This is a genomic window from Pelagicoccus sp. SDUM812003 (assembly GCF_031127815.1).
Taxonomy (GTDB): domain Bacteria; phylum Verrucomicrobiota; class Verrucomicrobiia; order Opitutales; family Opitutaceae; genus Pelagicoccus.
In genome coordinates this window covers 1-21,412 of sequence record NZ_JARXHY010000024.1, presented here as the reverse complement: position 1 = coordinate 21,412, position 21,412 = coordinate 1, and the positions used below count along the sequence as shown (strand labels likewise).

The window sequence follows — 21,412 nt, the reverse complement described above, 5'->3', positions numbered from 1 at the left end:
ACCCAAGATACGACGACAACGCACAGCGCTCCCCAAGATGTATTGTGCAATGTCCTTTCCACTTGCATTGGCGGAGGCCTTCGAGAGCGTTTCTTCGAAACCCCCAAATGAGCACCAACCCCTGACTGCTTTCAAAATGAATCACCTCGCACGAGTCATTCGCATTTGTATCCTTTTTTCTTCTACAGTTCTAACAGTTTTTGCCCAGACCCAAACGACAGCCGAAGTCGCTCGCTGGAACACCATCGAGCTGTCCTTCGAGTCGAACCGTAGCTACGCGAACGCATACACCGAGGTGGAAATGTGGGCTGTCTTCAAAGAGGAAGCGGGCACCGAGATCCGGCGACCGGCATTCTGGGACGGTGGTCAAACTTGGAAAATCCGTTTCGCTCCGCCTGCGCAGGGCGAACGATGGACCTTTCAAACCGTTTGCTCAGATTCGCAAAACGCCGGTCTCCATGGACAAACCGGAACCATCGACGCCACCCCCTATCGAGGCGGAAACAAGCTGCTCCGCCACGGTTTGCTCGGCATGTCCGCCGGTCATCGCAACATCGTGCACGCCGATGGAACCCCCTTCCTGGTGGTGGGCGATACGCCGTGGGCCTTGCCGTTTCGAGCGACTGAAAACACCGCTCGCATCTACGCCGAGGACCGTCAGCAAAAGGGATTCAACACTGCCTTGCTCATGGTGGTGCAACCGGACCAGCGAGCGACCGGCCCGCGCGACCGAACCTTGCCGCAAAGTTTCGGCGTCGCCTTCGAAGACCTTTCCGAAGGGCACCTCAACGAGCTCAATCCCGACTACTTCCAAAAACTGGATACGCTCATCGGCATCCTCGTCGAGCACGAAATCGTTCCCGTCTATAGCCCCGTTTTCCAGGGATTCGGATGGAAAGGTCAAGGAACGCTCGGCGGCAGCGCCGACATCGAAGAGTACGTTCGCTTCGTCACGTATTTGATCGCTCGATACGGGAGCTATCCCGCCCTCTGGCTCGCCAACGCTGATTCCGCAGGACGCTTTCCTGTGGTCGAAGCCGCTGGCGAAACCTTTCAAAAATGGGACGCCTACGGACAGCCGACCGGCAATCACTACAGCCCCTACGACGACCGTCTAGCCGACTGGACAGACGACCCCGACCACGGCCTTCATTTCAATCGTATTCACCAGAACAAGGACTGGCTCGATTTCCAGTGGGCGCAAACCGGCCACCATGGCCAGCACCTGCCCGAGAAGATGACCGCCATGTGGAACAACACGCCCGCGAAAGGCGTGGCTAATGGCGAACCCACCTACGAGAACATCGCCTACACGGGCAACGCCGCTGGCTGGTGGCAGGGCCACGAAGCTTGGCAAAACCTGGTCCACGGCGGCACCATGGGAGTTGTCTACGGTGCGGGAGGCCTCTGGAACTGGAAGCTTGCCGCCGACGAAGAAGGTTGGCCGCAATGGGCCGACACCGCCGCCTCCTGGAAGGACGCCCTTGCTTTCGAGGGCAGCCGCTACGTCGGCTACATCAGCAAGGCTTTCGAAGGCATGCCCTTTACCGACATGGCTCCGCGTCCCGACCTTGCCGACGGACAAAACCTGCTCGCCGTCCCGGAACAATTCTACCTGAGCTACCTGCCAGAGGGCGGAAGCATTGCCATCCAAGACCTACCCACGAGCCTACACCCACGTTGGTTCGACCCGCAGAACGGCCAATTTGTCGATCGCCCGGCCGAGCAAACGAACGGACGCTTCGCTGCTCCATCGAGCAAACCATGGGTTCTTGTCATCGGTCCTGAATCGAACTCGCAATAGCGCTCGCATGCCAAGAAAACTCTGCTTCTTGATCGCGGCGTTCAGTCTCGTTGCCATCGCCCAAGCCGACGATCCACGCGTATTCATTTTTTAAGAAATCCACAATCCACACCGGCGATCCCGTCGACCGGCAATGTACCAAGCGCAGCTTGCCAAACTAAACAGCCTATATCAAATCGGTGCTCACTAGCGATTTCGCGCTTCCAGAAACGTGGACCAAATGAACTGCCCCTGCACTATCGTTCCTGCGTTGAACGCTTAATGAGCATCTGATAACGCGCAATCTAGACTTCTAATGACACTAGCCATAATCGCAATCATTGCGGGCCTTGTCCTGCTCGTTTGGAGCGCTGATCGCTTTGTTGAAGGCTCCGCCTCTGCAGCTAAACACTTCGGCATGTCCCCCTTGCTCATCGGCATGCTGGTTGTCGGCTTTGGGACTTCAGCTCCCGAAATCGTCGTCTCGGTTCTTTCTTCTTTCCAGGGAAATTCTGGCATCGCCCTCGGCAACGCCTACGGATCGAACATTGCAAACATCGCCTTCATCCTTGGCCTGACAGCGCTGATCAATCCCGTCTCCGTTCGCTCGAGCATCCTACGTTCCGAGCTACCCGTGCTCGTAGGAGTCACCGCTATTGCAGCAGCGCAACTTCTCGATGGCACGATTTCCCGATTGGATAGCCTCGTTCTGCTAGCAGTGTTTGCAGGATTCGTTCTGTGGTCGATCCGGCAGTCTCGAAGGACGACGGGCGACCCATTGGGTTCGGAAATCGAAGAGGAGCAGAAAAGCAAGCCGACGATGTCTCTGAAAAAGGCGTTAGCATGGTTGTCGATCGGGCTTCTGCTTCTAATCGCAAGTTCACGTCTACTCGTGTGGGGAGCCGTCGAAATCGCTCAGGGCCTCGGCGTGAGCGACCTCGTCATTGGCCTCACGATCGTAGCCGTCGGCACCTCCTTGCCCGAGCTCGCCTCCTCCATCATAGCTGCTCGCAAGGGAGAACACGACATCGCTTTCGGAAACGTCCTCGGCTCCAATCTCTTCAACACCCTCGCTGTGGTGGGAGTAGCCGGACTGGTCAATCCCATCGCCGCCAGCCCCGAAGTGCTCCATCGCGACGTGCTGACGATGGGCCTGCTCACATTCGCTCTGTTCGCTCTCGGCCATGGCTTTGGACGCCAAGGTCGCATCAACCGATTTGAAGGAGGAATCCTCATTGTGAGCTACGCAGCCTACCTTGGGGTTCTGCTCGCTCAGCAACTGTAGCCGGTTGTTCGATACGCTGGTTCGCCAAGACCAGTCCCCTACTTGTCAGATGACACCTTCAGGTTGAGTCGTCCGCCTCAAGGCGCTTGCGGACTCGCTCGCTCAAGATAACCTGCGTGTCCGAAACGCGGACCGCGATCGCAAGCGGGAGGGGCAAGAGGAAGCGAACTGTCTTGTTCGAAATAGTCGTGAGGCTGGAACTACGGAGTGCCTCCGCAAGACTATCGGCTGTTCCAAGGCAGAACACTATTCCCGACGGATTGCTAACGAAGCGCAAAATTAGTCTCGCCGCGTGCCTTCGGGAATCGAAGCTGCCTTCCAACCAAAATCAGTTTGAAGCCGATCCACGCTTACGCTCCCCCACCGCAAGATTCCAAGCCGTCTCCTTGGAGGAGGGTCGGCGTGTTCGCAGTCGTTTTCGCCGGCTTGAGCCTTGCCGCGCCGCTCGCCATCGGCTGGCTTTTCGGCGATCCCGATTCGGCCCCGATCGAATGGCCTCGGGAGTTCCGTCCTGGATTCCTTCCGGCGACTGTTTTCGCGATCGTCGCCTACTACTTTCTCGACGCCCTGAGACTGCATTTCGCTCTGCGATCGCAAGGGCAGCGAGTCGCCCTCGCCTGCCAAGCCAAGCTCCTCTTCATCAATTTCTTCGTCTCCAACATCACCCCGCTAGCGACCGGCGGAGGGCTCGCCCAAGTCTGGTTTCTAAAACGTCGCGGCGTGCCGATCGGCGCTTCCTTGGCCGCCACCAGCTTCCGCACCCTGTTCGCCGTTATCCTGATCTTTGGAGCCGCACCCGTCGCAATCGCCACCGGAAGCGTTCCAGGAGACTCGTTTCCCAAAGCTGCCGCATGGATCGCGCTTCCCGTATCCTTGGCGGTTTTCGGCTGTTCTCTAGCTGTTGCAACCCAAGGTCGAGCGATGGCGAAACTAGCTATGGTTTGCGCCCGCATCTCGGAGCGAGCTCGGTTCATCGACACCGTCAAAGCGAAGCGCTGGGGCGTACGTTCGGCTTTGTCCGCCCTCCGCTTCAGCCGTCGTATCCGCAGTTCCCTCAGTGGCGACCGAGCCGTCTGGTTGTCGCTTTCCTTCGCTACAACTGCCGCCTTTCTGCTCGCGCTCTTCTTGATTCCGGCCTGCCTTTTCGGCCTCTTCGGCTACGAGCTCGATTACTTGGATGCCATGGGAGCCCAGTGCCTGACGACCTTCGCCATGTACTTCGCTCCTAGTCCGGGCGGGGCGGGTTTCGCCGAGGCAGCCTTCGGCGGCTTCTTCCATGTAGCCGCGCCCGCGGCGACCCTCGGATCGATCGCCCTGATCTGGCGCGTCGCGACCATCCACCTGGGAGTGGGAATCGGAGCGATCGTTCTTTTCCTCGAAACCCGCAAAACCGAAGAAGTCAATGGCTCGAAGAGATAGGAGATTCGGTTGGAGGTTCTACGCCTGCTGTCTGCTCGTTGTCGGGCTGGCGACTGGTAAATTCTGGCTGGGCCTGAACGGCAACGCTCCAGAAGCGGCACATGCCGAGACGATCGACGCCATCCAAGCCCAACTCTCAGGAAAGACGAAGTATCGCTTCGCCGTGGTCGGCAACATCAACAACTCGATCGGAATCTTCGAGCACAAGATCATCCCAAAGTTGAACGAGGCCGACATCGACTTCGTCGTCTCCGCAGGCAACGCCGTGACCAGCGGCGGCGAGGACAAGTACCGGGCCCTGCGATCCATGTTCGCCAAGCTGAAGGCACCCTATGTGCTGGCCTTCGGCGAAAACGAGAGAAAGGCCCTCGGGAGCTATCGCTTCTACGACCATTACGGTCCCTACGTCCACGCTTTCGTGGCCGGGAACGCTCGCTTCCTCTTTCTGGACTCCACTGGCAAGACCTCGTGGAACTGGCAGTTCTCATGGCTGGCCGAGGAACTTTCGAAGTCCAAGTCGCAGCACACGTTCGCATTCTGTCCAACGACTCCCGTTCCTGTCGGCGTGTCGGAAGACTTCAACGACGATCCCGAGGACTACATCCTGGAGGAGAGCGTTCGCGAAAAGCTGGTTGCCCAGTTGGCAGGAAACGATGTGGACGCGGTCTTCTCGACCGGACTTCCGGTCTATTCATCGAGCCAAATGCTAGATGTCCGCTTCGTCATGACGGGAGGAGCTGGCGGACTTCTGGACAGCGACGACAACGGCCACTACCACTACGTCCTGGTAACCGTCGACGGCGAGAGAGCCGCCATCGAGCCCGTCCTCCTGGACATCGGACAGAGCCCGATCCAACGTGCCTACGAAGGCCTTTGGCTGGCGTTTCTTTCGCTCCTCTACGTCGGCTACTTGGACATTCTGTTGACGCTAGCGGCCGCGGTTCTTGTCGCAGTCTGGATCTATCGCGCCTTTCTCGAGGATCGAGACTTCTACCCGAGCTATGACGCGCCGCCCATCGTGAATCCTACTCGTCCGCTAAGGGTGGCAATGTTCACGAACAGCTACCTGCCTTTCGTGGGAGGCGTGCCGGTCGCCATCGATCGCCTTCGCCAAAGCCTCGAACCCCTAGGTCACAAGGTAATGGTGGTGACGCCCGACGTCGCCGACGCCCCCGAAGACGATTGCTGCCATCGTCTCCCGTTGCTACTGCGAGCCAAGCCGGGCAGCGCCGTCGCCATTGCCAACATATTTTCCCGAAAGGCGTTCAAGGAGGTTAAGTCGTTTAAGCCCGACGTCGTCCATCTGCACCATCCCTTCTGGGTTGGATCTCTCGGCCTATTCGTGGCGCGCAGGCTCGGAGTTCCCGCCATCTACACCTACCACACGCGGCTGGAATCCTTCGCCCACGCCGTGCCGCTCCCTTCGGCTTTCTTCCGCAATTTCCTCGCCCATTTCATTGTGAGACGCTTCGCCAATCGCTGCGACTCCGTGATCGTTCCAACCGACTCCGCCGAACACTACCTCCGGGCCATCGGCGTCAGAAGTCCGATCCAAATCCAGCCGACCGGCATCGAGTGCCAACGATTCCAGAATCGCGATACTCGCCTTTCCGAGAGCCTGAAGAGCCAGCTGGGACTGGATCGCTACGGTTGTCGAACTCTGGTCTGTGTTTCGCGACTAAGCCCGGAAAAAAACGTTTCCTTCATCGTAGACGGCATCGCCGAGCTCGCAGCTGATTGTCCGGTCGACTTTACGCTGCTTATTCTTGGTGATGGCCCGCAGCGGCAGTTTCTCGAAGCCAAGATCGAGCGGCTGGGCCTACAGAAACACATTCGTCTGCTCGGGTCGGTCCCCCCAAAGGAAGTCGCAAACTACTATCACCTCGGCGACCTCTTTGTCTTCGCCTCGCAGGCAGAGACGCAAGGCATGGTCATACTCGAGGCGATGGCAGCAGGGCTTCCGGTGGTTGCTGTCAGAGCCAGCGGTATCGACGACTTCATCGTCGACGGACACAATGGATACAAAACGCTGCTGCAGCCGCAGGAGTGGGCTGAAAAGGTCAGGAGACTTCTCATCAATAACCGGGAACTGGATCAAATGGGGCGAAACGCCATGAGGCTCGCCATGAACTTTGACACAAGCAGGTTCGGAGTCGCGATCTCACGCGTCTATAGGCAGTATGTCAGAGAAGGTACGACATCGACACCCTACGCGGAACACACCTAAATGGTTGGAGCTCGAACCACCTAGTAGCGACCACTTCGATAACAGACTTCGAGTGTTTCCAAATAGAACCTCAAGCAACTTGATATTCAACAGAGAGCCTTGCTAGCGATGATTAGTGGCGGAGAAGGAGGGATTCGAAGCTCCTAATTTTCCGCTGTTTATCATCTCTGGTTTCTCTGTATTTCGTTGTTTACGTGAAGGTTGCGAATTCCGTTAACGAAATTTCGTAAACCCAGAACTTCCCCAAAAAATTGGAGGCCGGGCATTTCGAAGGCAATCGAAATTCCTCAACTACACCTATTCCAAGATCCTCCAGAGGGATCGGGAAGCACTCAAGGCACTCAACACCCAACACTCAAGCATGGCACTGGAATGAAAATGTAGCTTCGAGAACGGGATAGCACAATAGCCTAATTTTGATCGACATAAAACCCTAAGTACCGAACAACATAATAACCGAATTTTAAAACATCACGAAAACCTAATTTTCAACCCAAAGAGGCAACAGGCCCGCCACCATGGCATCACCATCCGAAAACCTAGCAAAATCCTTGGACAGCCTTCGCAAGCTCCAAGGAAACCAAGGAACGACAGCCATCCGTTCCAGGGACTTATCGCGCACGGATCGGGAGCGGCTTATGAAGAATGGCTTCCTGCAGGAAGTCATGAAGGGATGGTACGTGCCAGCAAGGCCGGACGAAACAAAAGGCGAAAGCACAGCATGGTACGCCTCTTTCTGGAAGTTCTGCGCCAGTTATCTGAATGAGCGCTTCGGATCTGACTGGAGCTTGTCGCCCGAGCAGTCGCTCGAATTGCTGGCGGGCAACTGGACCGTTCCTGCGCAACTACTCGTCCGAGCAAAGAACGCTGGCAACAAGGTGACGAATCTTCCCCACGGCACCTCCCTCTTAGACATTAGGGCAATCCTCCCCTCATCCGAGGACTTGCTGGAAGTCGACGGACTGCGCCTTTTCTCTCTGGAATACGCTTTCGTCTCAGCTGGCCCGACTTTCTTCAAACAATCTCCAACCAGCGCCCGTGCCGCCCTCGCAATGCTGCGCGACGCATCTCCGCTACTTTCCAAGCTCCTCGAAGGGGGACACAGTACCGTCGCGGGCAGACTGGCGGGAGCCTGCCGCAATATCGGACGCGAAAAAACCGCGGACGAAATAGTCGAGACTATGGAAACGGCAGGCTATTCAGTTAGAGAATCCGATCCTTTCGACGATGGAATTGCCGTTCGAATCACCCAAGCAGGGACCTCTCCCTATGTAAGCCGCATCAAATTGCTATGGCAGGCAATGCGGGATCAAGTGACCGAAGCATTCCCGCCAGCGCCCGGACTGCCAAAAGGGAAGAAACGCTACGTCCAAGCAGTAGATGAAGTCTACACGACCGACGCCTACAACTCTCTGTCAATCGAAGGCTACAGAGTCACCCCGGCCTTGATCGACAGTGTCCGTAGCGGCAACTGGAATCCAGATGACATAGAGACGGATCGCACGCACCGAGACGCCATGGCAGCCCGCGGCTATTGGCAGTCCTTCCAAGCAGTCCGATCAAGCGTTGAAACGGTTCTGGAAGGCGGCAATCCAGGCAAGGTAGCCGACTCGGACCACGGAAGCTGGTACCGGGAACTCTTCGCACCTAGCGTGACGGCGGGTATTCTAGCTCCAGTCGACCTGGCAGGCTACCGACGCGGACAGGTCTACATTCGAGGGTCGATGCACGTTCCAGTGAAACGAGAAGCCGTCGCCGAATGCATGGAAGCCCTCTTCGAACTGCTCTCCTTGGAAGAGTCAGCCGCAGCTCGCGTAGTGCTCGGCCATTTCTTTTTTGTATTCATACATCCATACATGGACGGCAACGGGCGCATCGGCAGGTTCCTGATGAATCTCATGCTCGCATCCGGCGGATATCCTTGGACCGTAATCCCCGTCGAAGCGAGAACCGACTACATGCAAGCGCTGGAAGAAGCCAGCGTCCGGCAGAACATCAAGCCATTCGCGAAGTTCCTCGCGAACCTCGTTCGCGAGCAGATGGGTAGCGACAAATAGCCAGGCTAAACAAAGGGCGACACCAAGCCTCCCCAATTTTCCGCAACCACCTACACACAATTCCCTGCCCTCCTGGCATCACACTCAGGCTTGGAACCGGAGTCGCAGTTTGACAGGTCCTACTTCTGCCACTTGCGGACAACCTTTGCCCCCGAACTGACTGCACGACAGTCCGGTCTTGATTTCCGATCAAAACTTACACGAATCTCGAGAGTTCGTCTAAACAGGAGCTTCAATTCCATTCTAAGCCAACTACGAACCGGCAGTCTCTGGGCTCTAAATGGCGACCGACCCTCCCTATCTCCCGATCACGGTCGGCAATCGGTTCAGCAGACCGACTTTTTTCTCGGAATCTAAATTTCGACTTGATTTCCTATCTTTTTAGTAGGATTTCATAACTCGATGAATCAACAGTCTCCAATTCAACCGCATTTTCCCGAAGCGTTGCCTTCATGGGGGCGAATCGTATTCGAGAAGATTCAGAGTCTCCAGTTCGGAAGCGTTCAAATCACCATCCACGACGGCAAGGTCACTCAGGTCGAGTGCACGGAGAAGATCCGGATCCGTCCGGCCGACAGCAACCGAGCGGACTCCTAAAATAGACCCCGATCGCAAACCTGCGAAGGGCAACAACGACAAACGAGCTCAGCGTCCTTGAGACGCGCCGCGGCAGACCGGACAACCGGATGCTGGCGATTATCAAATCACCAGCACATGACTCCATCACCACGAAGCCCGATTGGGGGTTTCAACAATAAAACAGACCCAGCCCTCGCTTCGAGCATCGCGCTCCCCCAAAGCCTTGGGAGTTCCCAAAACCCTACCTCCTCCACCGACGAGATCGCAGCCCTGAGGGCCAAGATCGATGCGCTCGAGACACGAGGCTCCAAGGAGTATGAAGCAGCCTCCGCTGCCATAAGCCATCGCGGCTTTGAAGCGAAGTCACAGGTCGGGAGATTCTCCGTTCGAGTTCGCCTCATATTCCAGACTGATCTACTATGGTTTCCCAACACTGAAGGTGGCATGACATCTTTCCTCGTCCGTAGAGCGCGTCCAACCATTCAGGGAGAGGCGGGGCCGCCATCTTGGAGACCTACGAATTCGTCGGCCTTTCCGGCGTCGGAGCCAGTCGCAACAATGAGGAGATCGTGCACAGCCGCCTGCAGTTCGACTTCGAGGCGCCCACTGCCCCCGTCCGCCACGCAAAAACCGAAGCTATCCTAAAGAATACCGTCATGAATATTTCCTTACGCAAGACATTCGCGATACTCGCAGCTGTCGCCACTCTGCTGCCGATCTGCCTTCACGCTGCCGTCCGCACGCTCTTAAACGTCTCCTACGACCCCACTCGGGAGCTCTACGAAGAATACAACCCTTGGTTCCAGAAGCAGTGGAAGGAAAAGACTGGCGAGAACATCTTAATTCGCCAATCCCATGGAGGGGCAGGCAAACAGGCTCGGGCCGTGATGGACGGTCTTGCGGCCGACGTCGTCACCCTGGCCCTGGCCTACGACATCGATGTCATCGCAGAGCGGACCGGCAAGATCCCCGAGGACTGGCAGAACCGCCTGCCCAACGGAAGCGCGCCTTACACCTCCACCATCGTATTCCTCGTCAGAAGCGGAAACCCGAAAGATATCAAGGACTGGGGTGACCTCGCCAAGAAGGGCATCGAAGTCATAACGCCTAATCCCAAGACATCAGGCGGCGCCCGTTGGAACTATTTGGCCGCCTGGGCTTGGGCCCGCGACCACTACAACGGCGACGAAGCGAAGGTCCAGAGCTACGTCACGAAACTCTACCGCAACGTGCCCGTCCTCGACTCGGGGGCCCGTGGCTCCACTACCACCTTCGTCCAGCGGGGTATCGGGGACGTCCTGCTCGCATGGGAAAACGAGGCCTTCCTTGCCCTAAACGAGCTCGGCGCCAACAAGTTCGAAATCGTCATGCCCTCAGTCAGCATTCTCGCCCAGCCGCCGGTCACCGTCGTCGACGCCAATGCCCAGAAATCCGGAAACGCAGAAGCGGCAAAAGCGTATTTGGAAGGCTTATACAGCCCGTACGCTCAAGCTCTGGCCGCCAAGCGCTACTATCGCCCCTACCAACCTGAACACGCCGACCCGAAAGACATCGCCCGCTTCCCCAAGGTAAAGCTCGTCACCGTGGACGAAGCCTTCGACGGATGGCAAGCCGCCCAGAAGAAGCACTTCAACGACGGCGGTATCTTCGACCAAATCTATATTCGATAGCCCCAAACCTGGGGCATGAAAATCAAAAGAGAAAAAGCTATGAAACGTAGACTATCGCCCGAACACCGCGCCGAGATGCGCGAGCTTCTTGGAGGCTTCGTCCAGCACTGCGAAATCTCCAAACACCTCGCCGGATCGATCGACTTGTTCGTCGAGCACAACGGCCACAAGTACGGCTTGCCCGTATTCAGTTTCTTCGGACCGCCTCACCGCGACCTTGACTCCCGCTTCGTCGGGCTGCTCGCGCGAAACCAAGGCTCTGACAAACGGACCTCCGAGGCGCTTCTTCAGTTCCTCGAGCGCCTTGTGCTGCAGCCCAATCTAGCGACCGGACTCGTTTTGAGCGCCCTGCCCGTCACCGATCCGATCGCGCTCGAATCCGGCAACGATTTCCACCCGGACGAACTGAGCGAAGCGCTCGAGCGCAGTATCGAAGCCTTCGCGACTCGCGCTCTGGACGGACTTGTCGAGATCTCGAGAACCACCCGTGGTCAGCCGACCGCCGACGCGGATGGCCCGACCTATATACGCAAAGCCGCCATCCAGACCGTCGAATCAATCGACAGGCTTGGCAGAGCAACCATCTCAGGCGGTTTCGAGACTCGGCTCAGCCTTCGCGCCTCGACCGACACTGACTGCTGGAAGCTTCGTATCGGAATACCTGTTACGTGGAGCGACCAGATGACCACGAGCTGGACCAGCCAATTCCTCGTCATTTTCCTGCGGCGCCGCATCGAGAACTTGCAGAGAGTCGAAGCCGTCTCCTACGAGAACGAGGGCAACCTGCTTCCAATTCCCCGCAACAGGCAGCGTCAATCCGCTTGGGCTGCCGAGGAGATGTACGACTAGGATCATTCGATGAACGCCACCACAGCTGAACTCCAGCCCATACCGGGCCGCGCCCGACGCAGGCTTCCCAGCCTACCGGGCCGTGGACTCACCCTTGGCTACACGCTGCTCTACCTGAGCCTCATCGTGCTGATCCCTCTCTCGGCGGCCGTGCTCAAGACTGCCGAGCTGGGTATTGTAGAGTTTTGGGAAATCATCACGCGGCCCCGCACCTTGGCCGCGCTTCAGCTCTCGTTCATCACCGCCGCCATAGCCGCCATGGTCAACGCCGTCTTTGGCACTCTCGTCGCCTGGACCCTCGCGCGCTACGAGTTCCCAGGCAAAAAGCTGGTCGACGCCATGATCGACTTGCCTTTCGCCTTGCCGACCGCCGTCGCAGGCATCGCCCTCACTGCCATCTACGCCCCCAACGGCTTCTTCGGCCAATGGCTCGAGCCGCTCGGCATCAAAGTCGCCTTCTCGCCCATCGGGATTACCATCGCACTCATCTTCATCGGCATTCCGTTCGCGGTCCGCACGGTACAGCCGGTTCTAGAAAACGTCGAAACCGAGCTGGAGGAAGCCGCCGCGATGCTCGGGGCAACCCGTCTGCAAACCATCGGTAGAGTCATACTCCCGACCTTACTCCCGGCGGCGCTCACCGGGTTCGCTCTGTCGTTTGCCCGCGGCATTGGCGAGTATGGCTCTGTCGTGTTCATTTCGGGAAACATGCCCATGCGCACCGAGATTGCTCCGCTGCTGATCGTCACCCAGCTCGAGCAGTACGACTATGCTGCCGCTACCGCTATCGCGGTGACCATGCTAGCGATCTCCTTCTTGTCCCTTTTCCTAATCAACCTCCTACAGCGTTGGAGCAGCGTCCGCACCGGACAATCGGTCCGCTAGCCAAACCCGCAACAACAAACAGGATCCAACCATGGCTGGAAAACTTCCTTCTCTTCGCGTCCGCGCGAAAAAACAATCAACAGCTGACCCGACTTGGCTGCGACGATCTCTCATCGGAGCCTCGTTGGCATTCCTGCTCTTGCTGCTGCTCTCCCCTCTCATCGCCGTATTCGCGGAATCTCTACGTAAAGGATTGGGAGCCTACTTCGCATCCTTCAGCGATCCGGACGCCTTGCATGCGATCTACCTGACTCTCTTAGTCGCGGCCATATCAGTGCCGCTCAATTTAGTATTCGGAGTCGTAGCCAGCTGGGCTATCGCCAAGCATGATTTCAAAGGCAAGAGCCTGCTTGTCACTCTGATTGACCTGCCCTTCTCCGTGTCGCCTGTGGTATCCGGGCTTATCTTCGTCCTCCTCTTCGGAGCCCACGGCTGGCTGGGGCCATGGCTCCATGAGCGCGACATACAGATCATATTCGCCGTGCCAGGCATCACGCTCGCTACCATATTCATCACCTTTCCCTTCGTCGCCAGAGAGCTGATACCTGCCATGCAGGCCGACGGAAGGGAAGAGGAACAGGCTGCCTATCTGCTCGGAGCCAGCGGCTGGCAGATCTTCCGCAGAGTCACATTGCCCAACATACGGTGGGCTCTCATATATGGAGTCCTGCTTTGCAATGCCCGAGCCATGGGAGAGTTCGGAGCCGTATCCGTTGTTTCAGGACACATTCGAGGACTGACCAACACCATGCCGCTGCACGTGGAAATTCTCTACAACGAGTACAACTTCGTCGCCGCCTTCGCCGTCGCTTCGCTTCTCGCCGGGCTGGCTTTGGTCACTTTGGCGGGCAAGACCTTCATCGAATGGCGACTCGTCCGGCGCCACGAACGGCGAGCTTCCGAACGCCTGCCCGACAACCGGCCGCTCCACCTCGCTAATGCAAGCTAGCCAACAACTTCCATCGATCAAAGCCGTTCAACAAACGAGAGCTACATGAGCATACACGCAAAAAACATCAGCAAGACCTTCGGCAGAACCGTCGCGCTCGACAACGTCACTCTGGAGGTCCCTAGCGGCGAACTGGTCGCGCTCGTCGGACCCTCCGGATCCGGTAAAACAACGCTTCTCCGCATCCTTTCAGGCTTGGAATCTCCGGACGAGCGCAGCGGGAATCTGTTCTTCCATGGCGAAAACGTATCCAATATTCCAGCGCGTCAACGCCAGGTCGGTATGGTCTTCCAGCACTACGCCCTCTTCCGTCACATGACCGTGCGCGACAACATCGCCTTCGGCCTCGCCGTTCGGCCGAAGAAGGCTCGCCCCACGAAAGCGGAAATCGACGCCAAGGTGTCCCGCCTCCTCGAGCTCGTCCAACTCTCTGGCCTAGAGAATCGCCTTCCAGGAGAGCTTTCGGGTGGGCAGCGCCAGCGCATCGCCCTCGCTCGCGCCCTCGCCATCGAGCCGAAGGTCCTCCTGCTGGATGAACCCTTCGGCGCTCTTGACGCGAAAGTACGCAAGGACCTGCGCCGCTGGCTTCGGCACTTCCACGAAGAGCTGCGTCTGACCACCGTCTTCGTCACCCACGACCAGGAGGAAGCCCTCGAGTTGGCTGACCAAGTCGTGGTGATGAACCATGCGCGTATCGAGCAAGTGGGTACACCTCAAAACGTCTTCGACCATCCAGCATCGCCTTTCGTCATCGAGTTCATGGGCAACGTCAACCGCCTCGCCAGCGGCTTCGGCAATCTAAAGGTCGCCGAACGCGATCAGCTCTACGTCCGTCCCCACGACATCGAGATCCTCTCCGATATCGACGCCTCTCCGCTGAGCGCCCGAGTGCAGCACATCTTCTCCGCCGGCAGCGTAGGCAGCGTCGCTCTCGAGCGCCTCGATACTCGCGAACAGCTTGAAGCCGAAGTGTCGCGGTCCGAACTTGACGAACTCCAGCTCCAACCGGGCCAGAACGTGAGCATCAGGTTCCGCCACATACGACTGTTCGAGAAGAGTCGCTCCGGCCGACTCGAACTCGTCGAAAGACTGAGCGAGCAGGGAGAGATAGCATCCAAAGCATAAGGCACAAGATTCCTCCTACGCCTACTATGCTGTAGCCGCGAATCAGACGCCGCCTTCTCGGCCCGGATTAGATAAGATTTCCATCAATACACTACTTTCCTTTTCCTATAAAATCAGTTAGTTTTCTGGGCAACCCCGTCGCAATCATGACCCAGCTCTACCCGCCCTTTCCGAAACCGACGCCCGAGATCGAACGAGACCGCAGAATCGTCGTATCAGCCATCTTAGCGCTTGCAGCGCTGGTCGCCATAGCGGCCTATTTCCATTTTCCCTTCCGCAGCGATTCCGAATTGCTTCACGTTTCCTACGACGCGTCCCGCGAGTACTATGCGGCTCTCAACCAAGCCTACTACGAAACCCTACCTGATTCTGCCCACACTCGCATAGTCATGAGCCACGCTGGCTCCGTCCGACAAGCTAGCAACCTCGCTCGTGGCCAAATCGCCGACGTGGTCTCCCTCGCCTCCGCCTACGACACCCAAAACATCGTAGATCACAACGGCTGCGCGAGTGCGGACTGGCAGGAGTCCTTCCCCTACCTCAGCTCACCTTTCCACTCCAGCATTTCCCTCGTCGTTCGCTCGGGAAATCCCTTGCGCATTCGGGACTGGCCCGACCTTTGGCGCTCGGATGTCAAGCTCGCCTTGACGAGTCCAGACCGGTCCGGAGCCGGACGCTGGGCCTTCCTCGCCCTGGAACGAGCAGCCAAGGAGAGTGCGGCCGAAGAAACACGGGCCATACTCGAGCTGCAAAAACTCTACCTCAGAGTGACGCATATCGACTCTGGCGCCCGCACGGCATTGTCGAAATTCGCGCTGCGCCTAGATCTCGACGCCTTCCTTACATGGGAGAGCGACGCCCTGAAACTCGCGGAGCTTGGCTACCCAGATCTCGAGGCTGTCCACTTCCCCCGCAGCATACTAGCCGCTCCCAAGATTGCCATTCTCCAGCGCCATGTCGAAAAGCGCAGAACCCAAGACATCGCACACGACTACCTCGCATTCCAGTTCAGCGAGACTGGCCAACTTCTAGCCGCTAATCACCACCTGAGGCCTAGCGACCCAGCCGTAGCTGCGCAAACCGCATCATCATTCCCGACGCGCGACCTGTACACAATCAAACCCAACAGCTGGCAGGAGACCTTCGCTGCCAGAGGGATCTACTCCCATCTCGAAGGGCTGAGAGAAGCCAGCCGAGGCGGTAGAGAATGACTCAGCGCCTTCTAGTTCCGTAGAAATCGAGTTCCAAATCAAACCACTACCCCAAACTCCTAAAAGCTTGCCCCCTAATTTCCGATAGATTTAGTAGCCTTTTATGAAACTGTCAAAAAAAGCGGAATACGGCCTACGCGCCATGATCGACCTCGGCATTGCCCAATCCCTGGAGTACGAAGTGGTACCGCTAAGCGAACTAGCCGAAGCCGAGAACCTGCCGATCAAGTTTCTCGAGCAGATCATGATAGAACTCCGCCGCGAAGGTCTGGTCGCGACCCAACGCGGCAAGGCGGGTGGCTACTACGTGGCCAAAGAACTCTCCTCCATAAAGATAGGACAAATCGTCCGCCTCCTCGACGGTCCGCTTGCTCCTATTTGCTGCGCCAGCCAAACCGCCTACGAACGCTGCTCCTGCCCTGACGAGGAGCATTGCGGACTTCGTATGCTGATGATCGATGTGCGCAACGCCATGTCGAATATACTCGATCGCTACAGCCTTCACGACGTGGTCGAAGTCACACTGCGCAAGATTCGCCGAAGCGGAGCCGACAACTACTTTATGCGCATGAAGAACAAAGCCAAGGAATCCGCCACGCGAAACAACGCCGCTGACCCTAAGGACGGATTTCTAGCGGAGCTCATGAACGATTTGGGAGACAAGTCCAACTAAACCCGCCCTCCAAGCGGGTCCTTGCGGAATAGCCACATCACCAATGACCTGGGAGATCCTGCTCGTATTTCTGCTGCTCGGAGCGATGCTCGCAAGCTTCGCGTGGGAAAAGCTTCCTACCGAGCTCACTGCCTTCGCCGGCCTGGCCATCCTGATGGCGACAGGAATACTGAGCACGAACGACGCTCTCGCATCGTTCTCAAACTCCGCCCCGATCACCGTAGGCGCCATGTTCATCCTCAGCGCCGCCTTGGAAAAGAGCGGCGCCATCCAGCTCCTCGCTGACCGCTTGCAGAGCATCCCGGGTCTTCGCATGCGCACCGCCCTGCCCGCGCTCATTCTCTGCGTGGCAGCCATATCCGCCTTCATCAACAACACGCCGGTAGTCGTGGTTTTCTTGCCCGTCGCGCTGTCTCTAGCCAAGCAGATCGGAGCCCCTGCATCCAAACTTCTGATACCCCTTTCCTACGCTTCCATTTTCGGAGGGTCTTGCACGCTCATTGGCACTAGCACCAACATTGTCGTAAGCTCCGTAGCCGCCAATCGCGGGCTCGAACCCATCTCGATGTTCGAATTGGCTTGGATCGGCATACCGCTCTTCCTCGGCGGATCGCTCTACCTACTCACCATCGGCTACAAGCTGATCCCTCGGCGCGAGATGCTGACTTCCATACTCACAGAAGAGGAAAAGCGCGAGTACATCCTAGAAGCGTTTGTAAACGATGACTCCGCCCTGGTAGGCAAAAGCTTGTCACAGTTTCCTCAATACAAGAACAGTGGTCTCAAAGCGCTTGAAGTCATTCGTCGCGGTATCGCCCTTCCGGGCGAAAGCTCCAAGACCCTGCTCGAAGCAGGCGACCGCGTCCTAGTCACCGCATCGGCCCGAGCCTTAGCAAAAGCGCAGTCGTCCCCCACCAGCGCTCTTGACGCCTTGCTCGCTGAGTTTGGACTCGAACAGATCGCCGCCGTAGAGGGCAGCTTCGTGGAGGTCGCCCTCCGCTCGGAGACCAACCTCGCCGGTTCAACCCTTCGAGAACTCAACTTCCGTCAGCGCTACCGACTCGCCCCCGTCGCAATCCATCGCAAAGGCCGCAATCTTCGGACCGAGCTTTACAGCTCCCCTTTGCAAGCCGGCGACATCCTCCTGCTCCTCGGCAGCAAGGAAGCGATCGAAAACCTCCGCCGCCAAGGCGACTTCGTCATCATCGACGAAGCCCGCATCGAAGCCAAAAGCAACCCCGCCAAGCTCGTTCTCACGCTGGGAGCCATCGCGGGAGTCATCTCCGTATCCGCGATCGGCCTTATGCCCATCGCGGGAGCCGCCATCATCGCCTGCGTCCTTTTGCTGCTCACCAAGTGCATCAGCATGAACGACGCCTATCGATCCATCCACTGGCCTATCCTTTTCCTCATCTTCGCCATGATCGGCGTGGGCCGAGCCATGGAGACCAGCGGAGCTTCCGACTACCTTGCCCAAAACTTAGTCAGCTCGGTTTCACAACTCGTATCTGAACCCTGGCGCCCTATCTTCCTGCTCGCCGGCATCTACCTGCTCACTACGACCCTCACCGAGGTTCTCTCCAACAACGCCGCAGCCGTGCTCATGACCACCCTGGCGATCGGCACAGCCGAAACGCTCGGCGTCGACGCAAGGCCATTTATCATCGCCGTAGCCATGGGAGCGTCAGCGAGTTTCGCCACCCCCATCGGATACCAGACCAACACCTACGTGTACGGAATTGGCGGATACAGATTTTCCGACTTTCTCAAAGTGGGCATTCCCTTGAATCTACTGGCGTTCATCATCACCGTCATCGTCGTGCCTCTGGTCTGGAGCTTCTAGTTCAATCAACGCTAAATCGCGCGGAGCAGCTAAAAGTAGGACCACTCTACTCTTCTACTAAAAGGGATCAATCCTATACCTTTGAACTCTTCTAAAAGGGCGATTCTAAAAGGAAGGGCTTCTTAAAGGGGTCAATCCTATAGGGGCTGTTGCCCAAATAGTGGATACAACGCTCTGAACTGGATTTCAGGAAGGCTACTAAAAGGGGTCAATCCTATACCTTTATTTTCAACAACCGATAGTGCGACAAGGCCCCCGTTCTCCCTCCCCTAAAAAACTCCGAGCAATATCGAGCCACAGCAGACTCCGCGCCCATATTCAGCCTCTCAGGCTACTAAAAGGGGTCAATCCTATAGGGGCTGTTGCCCAAATGCACTTAAAGTCTGGATACAGGAACAATTGACGTGTAAGCTCCGCCTATCATGATGGGCAAGCACGAGAGGCAGAAGAATCTGTTCAGCTATGGCGTCGATCTGGACAAGCGGGTCCGACTCGACCATCCGCTCAGAAAGGTCGACGAACAGGTGGACTTTTCGTTCGTTCGCGAGGAAGTCGCCGACAAGTACGGCAGCAACGGCAACGTCTCGGTCGACCCTGAGGTCGTCCTCAAGCTGATGTTCCTCCTGTTCTGGGACAACGTCCGCAGCGAGCGAGAGCTAATGAGGATCCTGCCCGAGCGACTGGACTACCTCTGGTTCCTCGGCTACGGTCTCGACGACGCGATTCCCGATCACAGCGTTCTCTCCAAGGCTCGGGCTAGATGGGGAGCGGACGCCTTCGAGAAGATGTTCCTGCGCAGCGTAAGCCAGTGCGTCGAAGCGAGACTCGTATCCAACGAGCTTCTACACATGGACGGCAGTCTGATCGACGCGAACGCGTCGAGAGACTCGGTCGTCAAAAGCGACCCCGAGATGATAGCCCGCCTGCGGGAAGTCTACGGTGCGCAGGAGGCGAAGCTGGAAGGCTGCAAGTCCGACTCGAGCAAAGGGAGACTGGCCAACGCGACGCTAATCAGCCCCACCGACCCCGACGCTCCCTGCGCTCGAAAGAAGACCGGCGGCGAGTCCAAGCCCCGCTACAAGGCTCATCGAGCGGTCGACGACGAGCATGGGGTCGTCACGGCCACCATCACCTCTCCAGGCGACGTTGAGGAAAACGCAAAGATGCTCGCGCTTCTTCATCAGCATAGAGCGAACGTCGGAGGACTTCCTCAAAGTGCCGTCGCAGACTCGCAGTACGGAACCTCCGAGAACTATCGCGACTTCGTCGCACTGGGCGTGGCGACGCATATGAAGCCGCATTCCGGAAGGAAGCGGCATGTCGAGGTCTACGGAGCCGAACGCTTCCGCTACGACGCGGCAAGCGACACCTATGCGTGCCCTGCGGGCGAAAGACTGTATCCAAGGAGTCCTGACAAGATAAGAATGAGCGTCGAGTATGCGGTCCGCAAGGGAACCTGCGACCGATGCAGCCTCAGGCCGCAATGCACGAAGGCTAAGCTTGGCAGGACGGTTCAAAGACGCTGGGGACAGGAGCTGATCGACCAGGGGCTCGAGCAAAGCCGCAGCGAGCCCGCCCATCGGAGCCGAGCCCGCCGGAAGTGGCGGATGGAAGGCAGCTTCGCCCAGTCCGCCAATCTTCACGGCTTCAAGCGCTCGCGCTGGCGACGCCTATGGCGTCAGCGCATCCAGGATCACATCATCTGCGCGATAGAGAACGTGAAGATACTGATCGCTAACGCCTCCGGCCCTAGGAAGAGTCCCGCAGTGGTTATATCTCGAGTCCAAGGCCCTGCAATTACCGCTTTCGCGCGGATTGCAAGGGTGGCAATATCGATTTTGGAGGCATTATCGAAGAGTGCAGGTGGCGATGCAAAAAGGCCTGAAATCCAGTTCAGAGCGTTGTATCCACTATTTGGGCAACAGCCCCTATACCTTTGATATCAACAACCGATAGTGCGACAAAGCCCCCGTTCTCCCTCCCCTAAAAAACTCCGAGCAGTATCGAGCCACTGCAGACTCCGCGCCCATATTCAGCCTCTCGGCCAGCCAGCCGTTGCGGCACAGAAGCGTCTTTTTCATATAACAAGCGATGGCCACCTTCCAATCCGCAGATTTCGACTCCACCCCCGATTCGCCAGACACCTTCCCGAGCGCTCCAAGGCATCGCTCCAGTCTCGCCTCCCAGGCCAGTTCCCTCATCTCCCGAGCATCGTCCACTCCCAGCTCCAAACACGCCTTGATCGCCTTCTCATCCTCCAGCAATGCCTGCTTGAACCCTTTCGTACCGAGAGCCCAGCCATTGCTCATCCTGTCGAACAACAACTCCTTCTGCCTCGGTTCGTCCTCAGCAAGCCAAGCGAGATACTGCTGGTACTTACGTCGCCCGGCAGGTGTATCCTTCAGTTCCCCCGCTCCCTCCAGACAGACATCAAAGCCCACTCCTTTCGATCGCCTCCGCTTGTCCCAGAGGTGGAAATAGCTCGAGTACCGATAGCCTCTCAGATCGGACACGGGGCAGATCCGGGCCCGCACCGGGTTTAAGTGAATGTAGTGGCAAAGCCAAGCCAGACGCTCGACATCCTCCACCACGATACTCTTGAAACGTCCCTGGAATATGTGGCCGTTTTCCTTGCGGAATCTATTGAACCGCATGGCGAACGAGCTCTGCAGCCAACGCATGCCCTCGCTCAGGTTCGGCGCTGGCGTCTCCAAGGCCAGGTGAAAATGATTTCCCATCACGCAGTAGGCATGCAGCTTCCAGCCGCTTCTCTCCGCAGCCTCCAGCAGGGACTTCTCGAAGGAAGCCTTCGCTCCATCCGTCTCGAAAATCCAGCTGCGGTAGTTCCCGCGGTTGA

General features: G+C 57.6%; 16 protein-coding genes. 15 read left to right on the top strand and 1 reads right to left on the bottom strand.

The genetic code is table 11. The annotated features are described in order from the left end of the window. The first annotated feature begins 136 nt into the window (after positions 1-136). The 15 genes from QEH54_RS21420 to QEH54_RS21350 all read left to right on the top strand — a co-directional run bounded on the left by QEH54_RS21420 (position 137) and on the right by QEH54_RS21350 (position 20,495). A complete protein-coding gene (locus QEH54_RS21420; RefSeq protein WP_309020768.1) occupies positions 137-1,804 on the top strand; it encodes a DUF4038 domain-containing protein in 1,668 nt (555 codons plus the stop codon). A 295-nt stretch (positions 1,805-2,099) separates the two neighbouring features. Beyond that, positions 2,100-3,068: a calcium/sodium antiporter gene (locus tag QEH54_RS21415; RefSeq protein ID WP_309020767.1), complete on the top strand. Its 969-nt coding sequence runs from the start codon at positions 2,100-2,102 to the stop codon at positions 3,066-3,068. Positions 3,069-3,470: 402 nt separating this feature from the next. Then, positions 3,471-4,487, top strand: coding sequence for a lysylphosphatidylglycerol synthase transmembrane domain-containing protein (locus QEH54_RS21410; RefSeq protein WP_309020766.1), 1,017 nt, complete (start codon positions 3,471-3,473; stop codon positions 4,485-4,487). Next, positions 4,471-6,714 carry a glycosyltransferase gene (locus QEH54_RS21405; RefSeq protein WP_309020765.1) on the top strand — a complete coding sequence of 748 codons (2,244 nt, stop codon included), beginning with the start codon at positions 4,471-4,473 and terminating at the stop codon, positions 6,712-6,714. Before QEH54_RS21410 ends, QEH54_RS21405 begins: the two co-directional genes overlap by 17 nt. 518 nt (positions 6,715-7,232) lie before the next feature. Beyond that, positions 7,233-8,771, top strand: a complete 1,539-nt coding sequence (locus QEH54_RS21400; RefSeq protein ID WP_309020764.1) for a Fic family protein — start codon at positions 7,233-7,235, stop codon at positions 8,769-8,771. A 402-nt stretch (positions 8,772-9,173) separates the two neighbouring features. After that, on the top strand, positions 9,174-9,368 hold the full coding sequence (locus QEH54_RS21395) for a YezD family protein (protein ID WP_309020763.1): 195 nt from the start codon (positions 9,174-9,176) through the stop codon (positions 9,366-9,368). 638 nt (positions 9,369-10,006) lie between these two features. Then, on the top strand, positions 10,007-11,020 hold the full coding sequence (locus QEH54_RS21390) for a sulfate ABC transporter substrate-binding protein (protein WP_309020762.1): 1,014 nt from the start codon (positions 10,007-10,009) through the stop codon (positions 11,018-11,020). A gap of 39 nt (positions 11,021-11,059) precedes the next feature. After that, complete coding sequence (locus QEH54_RS21385; RefSeq protein ID WP_309020761.1) at positions 11,060-11,869, top strand: hypothetical protein; 810 nt, start codon at positions 11,060-11,062, stop codon at positions 11,867-11,869. A gap of 9 nt (positions 11,870-11,878) precedes the next feature. After that, on the top strand, positions 11,879-12,754 hold the full coding sequence (cysT, locus tag QEH54_RS21380; protein WP_309020760.1) for a sulfate ABC transporter permease subunit CysT: 876 nt from the start codon (positions 11,879-11,881) through the stop codon (positions 12,752-12,754). 31 nt (positions 12,755-12,785) lie between these two features. After that, entirely contained in the window at positions 12,786-13,703 is a 918-nt protein-coding gene (cysW, locus tag QEH54_RS21375) for a sulfate ABC transporter permease subunit CysW (protein WP_309020759.1), read from the top strand. Positions 13,704-13,748: 45 nt separating this feature from the next. Beyond that, complete coding sequence (locus tag QEH54_RS21370) at positions 13,749-14,828, top strand: sulfate ABC transporter ATP-binding protein (protein ID WP_309020758.1); 1,080 nt, start codon at positions 13,749-13,751, stop codon at positions 14,826-14,828. 146 nt (positions 14,829-14,974) lie between these two features. Beyond that, positions 14,975-16,039 carry a sulfate ABC transporter substrate-binding protein gene (locus tag QEH54_RS21365; RefSeq protein ID WP_309020757.1) on the top strand — a complete coding sequence of 355 codons (1,065 nt, stop codon included), beginning with the start codon at positions 14,975-14,977 and terminating at the stop codon, positions 16,037-16,039. Between the two features lie 103 nt (positions 16,040-16,142). Next, a complete protein-coding gene (locus QEH54_RS21360; protein ID WP_309020756.1) occupies positions 16,143-16,712 on the top strand; it encodes an Rrf2 family transcriptional regulator in 570 nt (189 codons plus the stop codon). Between the two features lie 43 nt (positions 16,713-16,755). Beyond that, positions 16,756-18,555 carry a sodium:proton antiporter gene (locus tag QEH54_RS21355; RefSeq protein ID WP_309020755.1) on the top strand — a complete coding sequence of 600 codons (1,800 nt, stop codon included), beginning with the start codon at positions 16,756-16,758 and terminating at the stop codon, positions 18,553-18,555. A gap of 422 nt (positions 18,556-18,977) precedes the next feature. After that, positions 18,978-20,495 carry an IS1182 family transposase gene (locus QEH54_RS21350; protein WP_309020754.1) on the top strand — a complete coding sequence of 506 codons (1,518 nt, stop codon included), beginning with the start codon at positions 18,978-18,980 and terminating at the stop codon, positions 20,493-20,495. On the opposite strand, the gene QEH54_RS21345 is transcribed toward QEH54_RS21350, so the two are convergent. Beyond that, positions 20,484-21,412, bottom strand: a 929-nt coding sequence (locus QEH54_RS21345; protein WP_309020753.1) for a transposase, incomplete at its 5' end; no start/stop codon positions are given. The genes QEH54_RS21350 and QEH54_RS21345 overlap by 12 nt on opposite strands.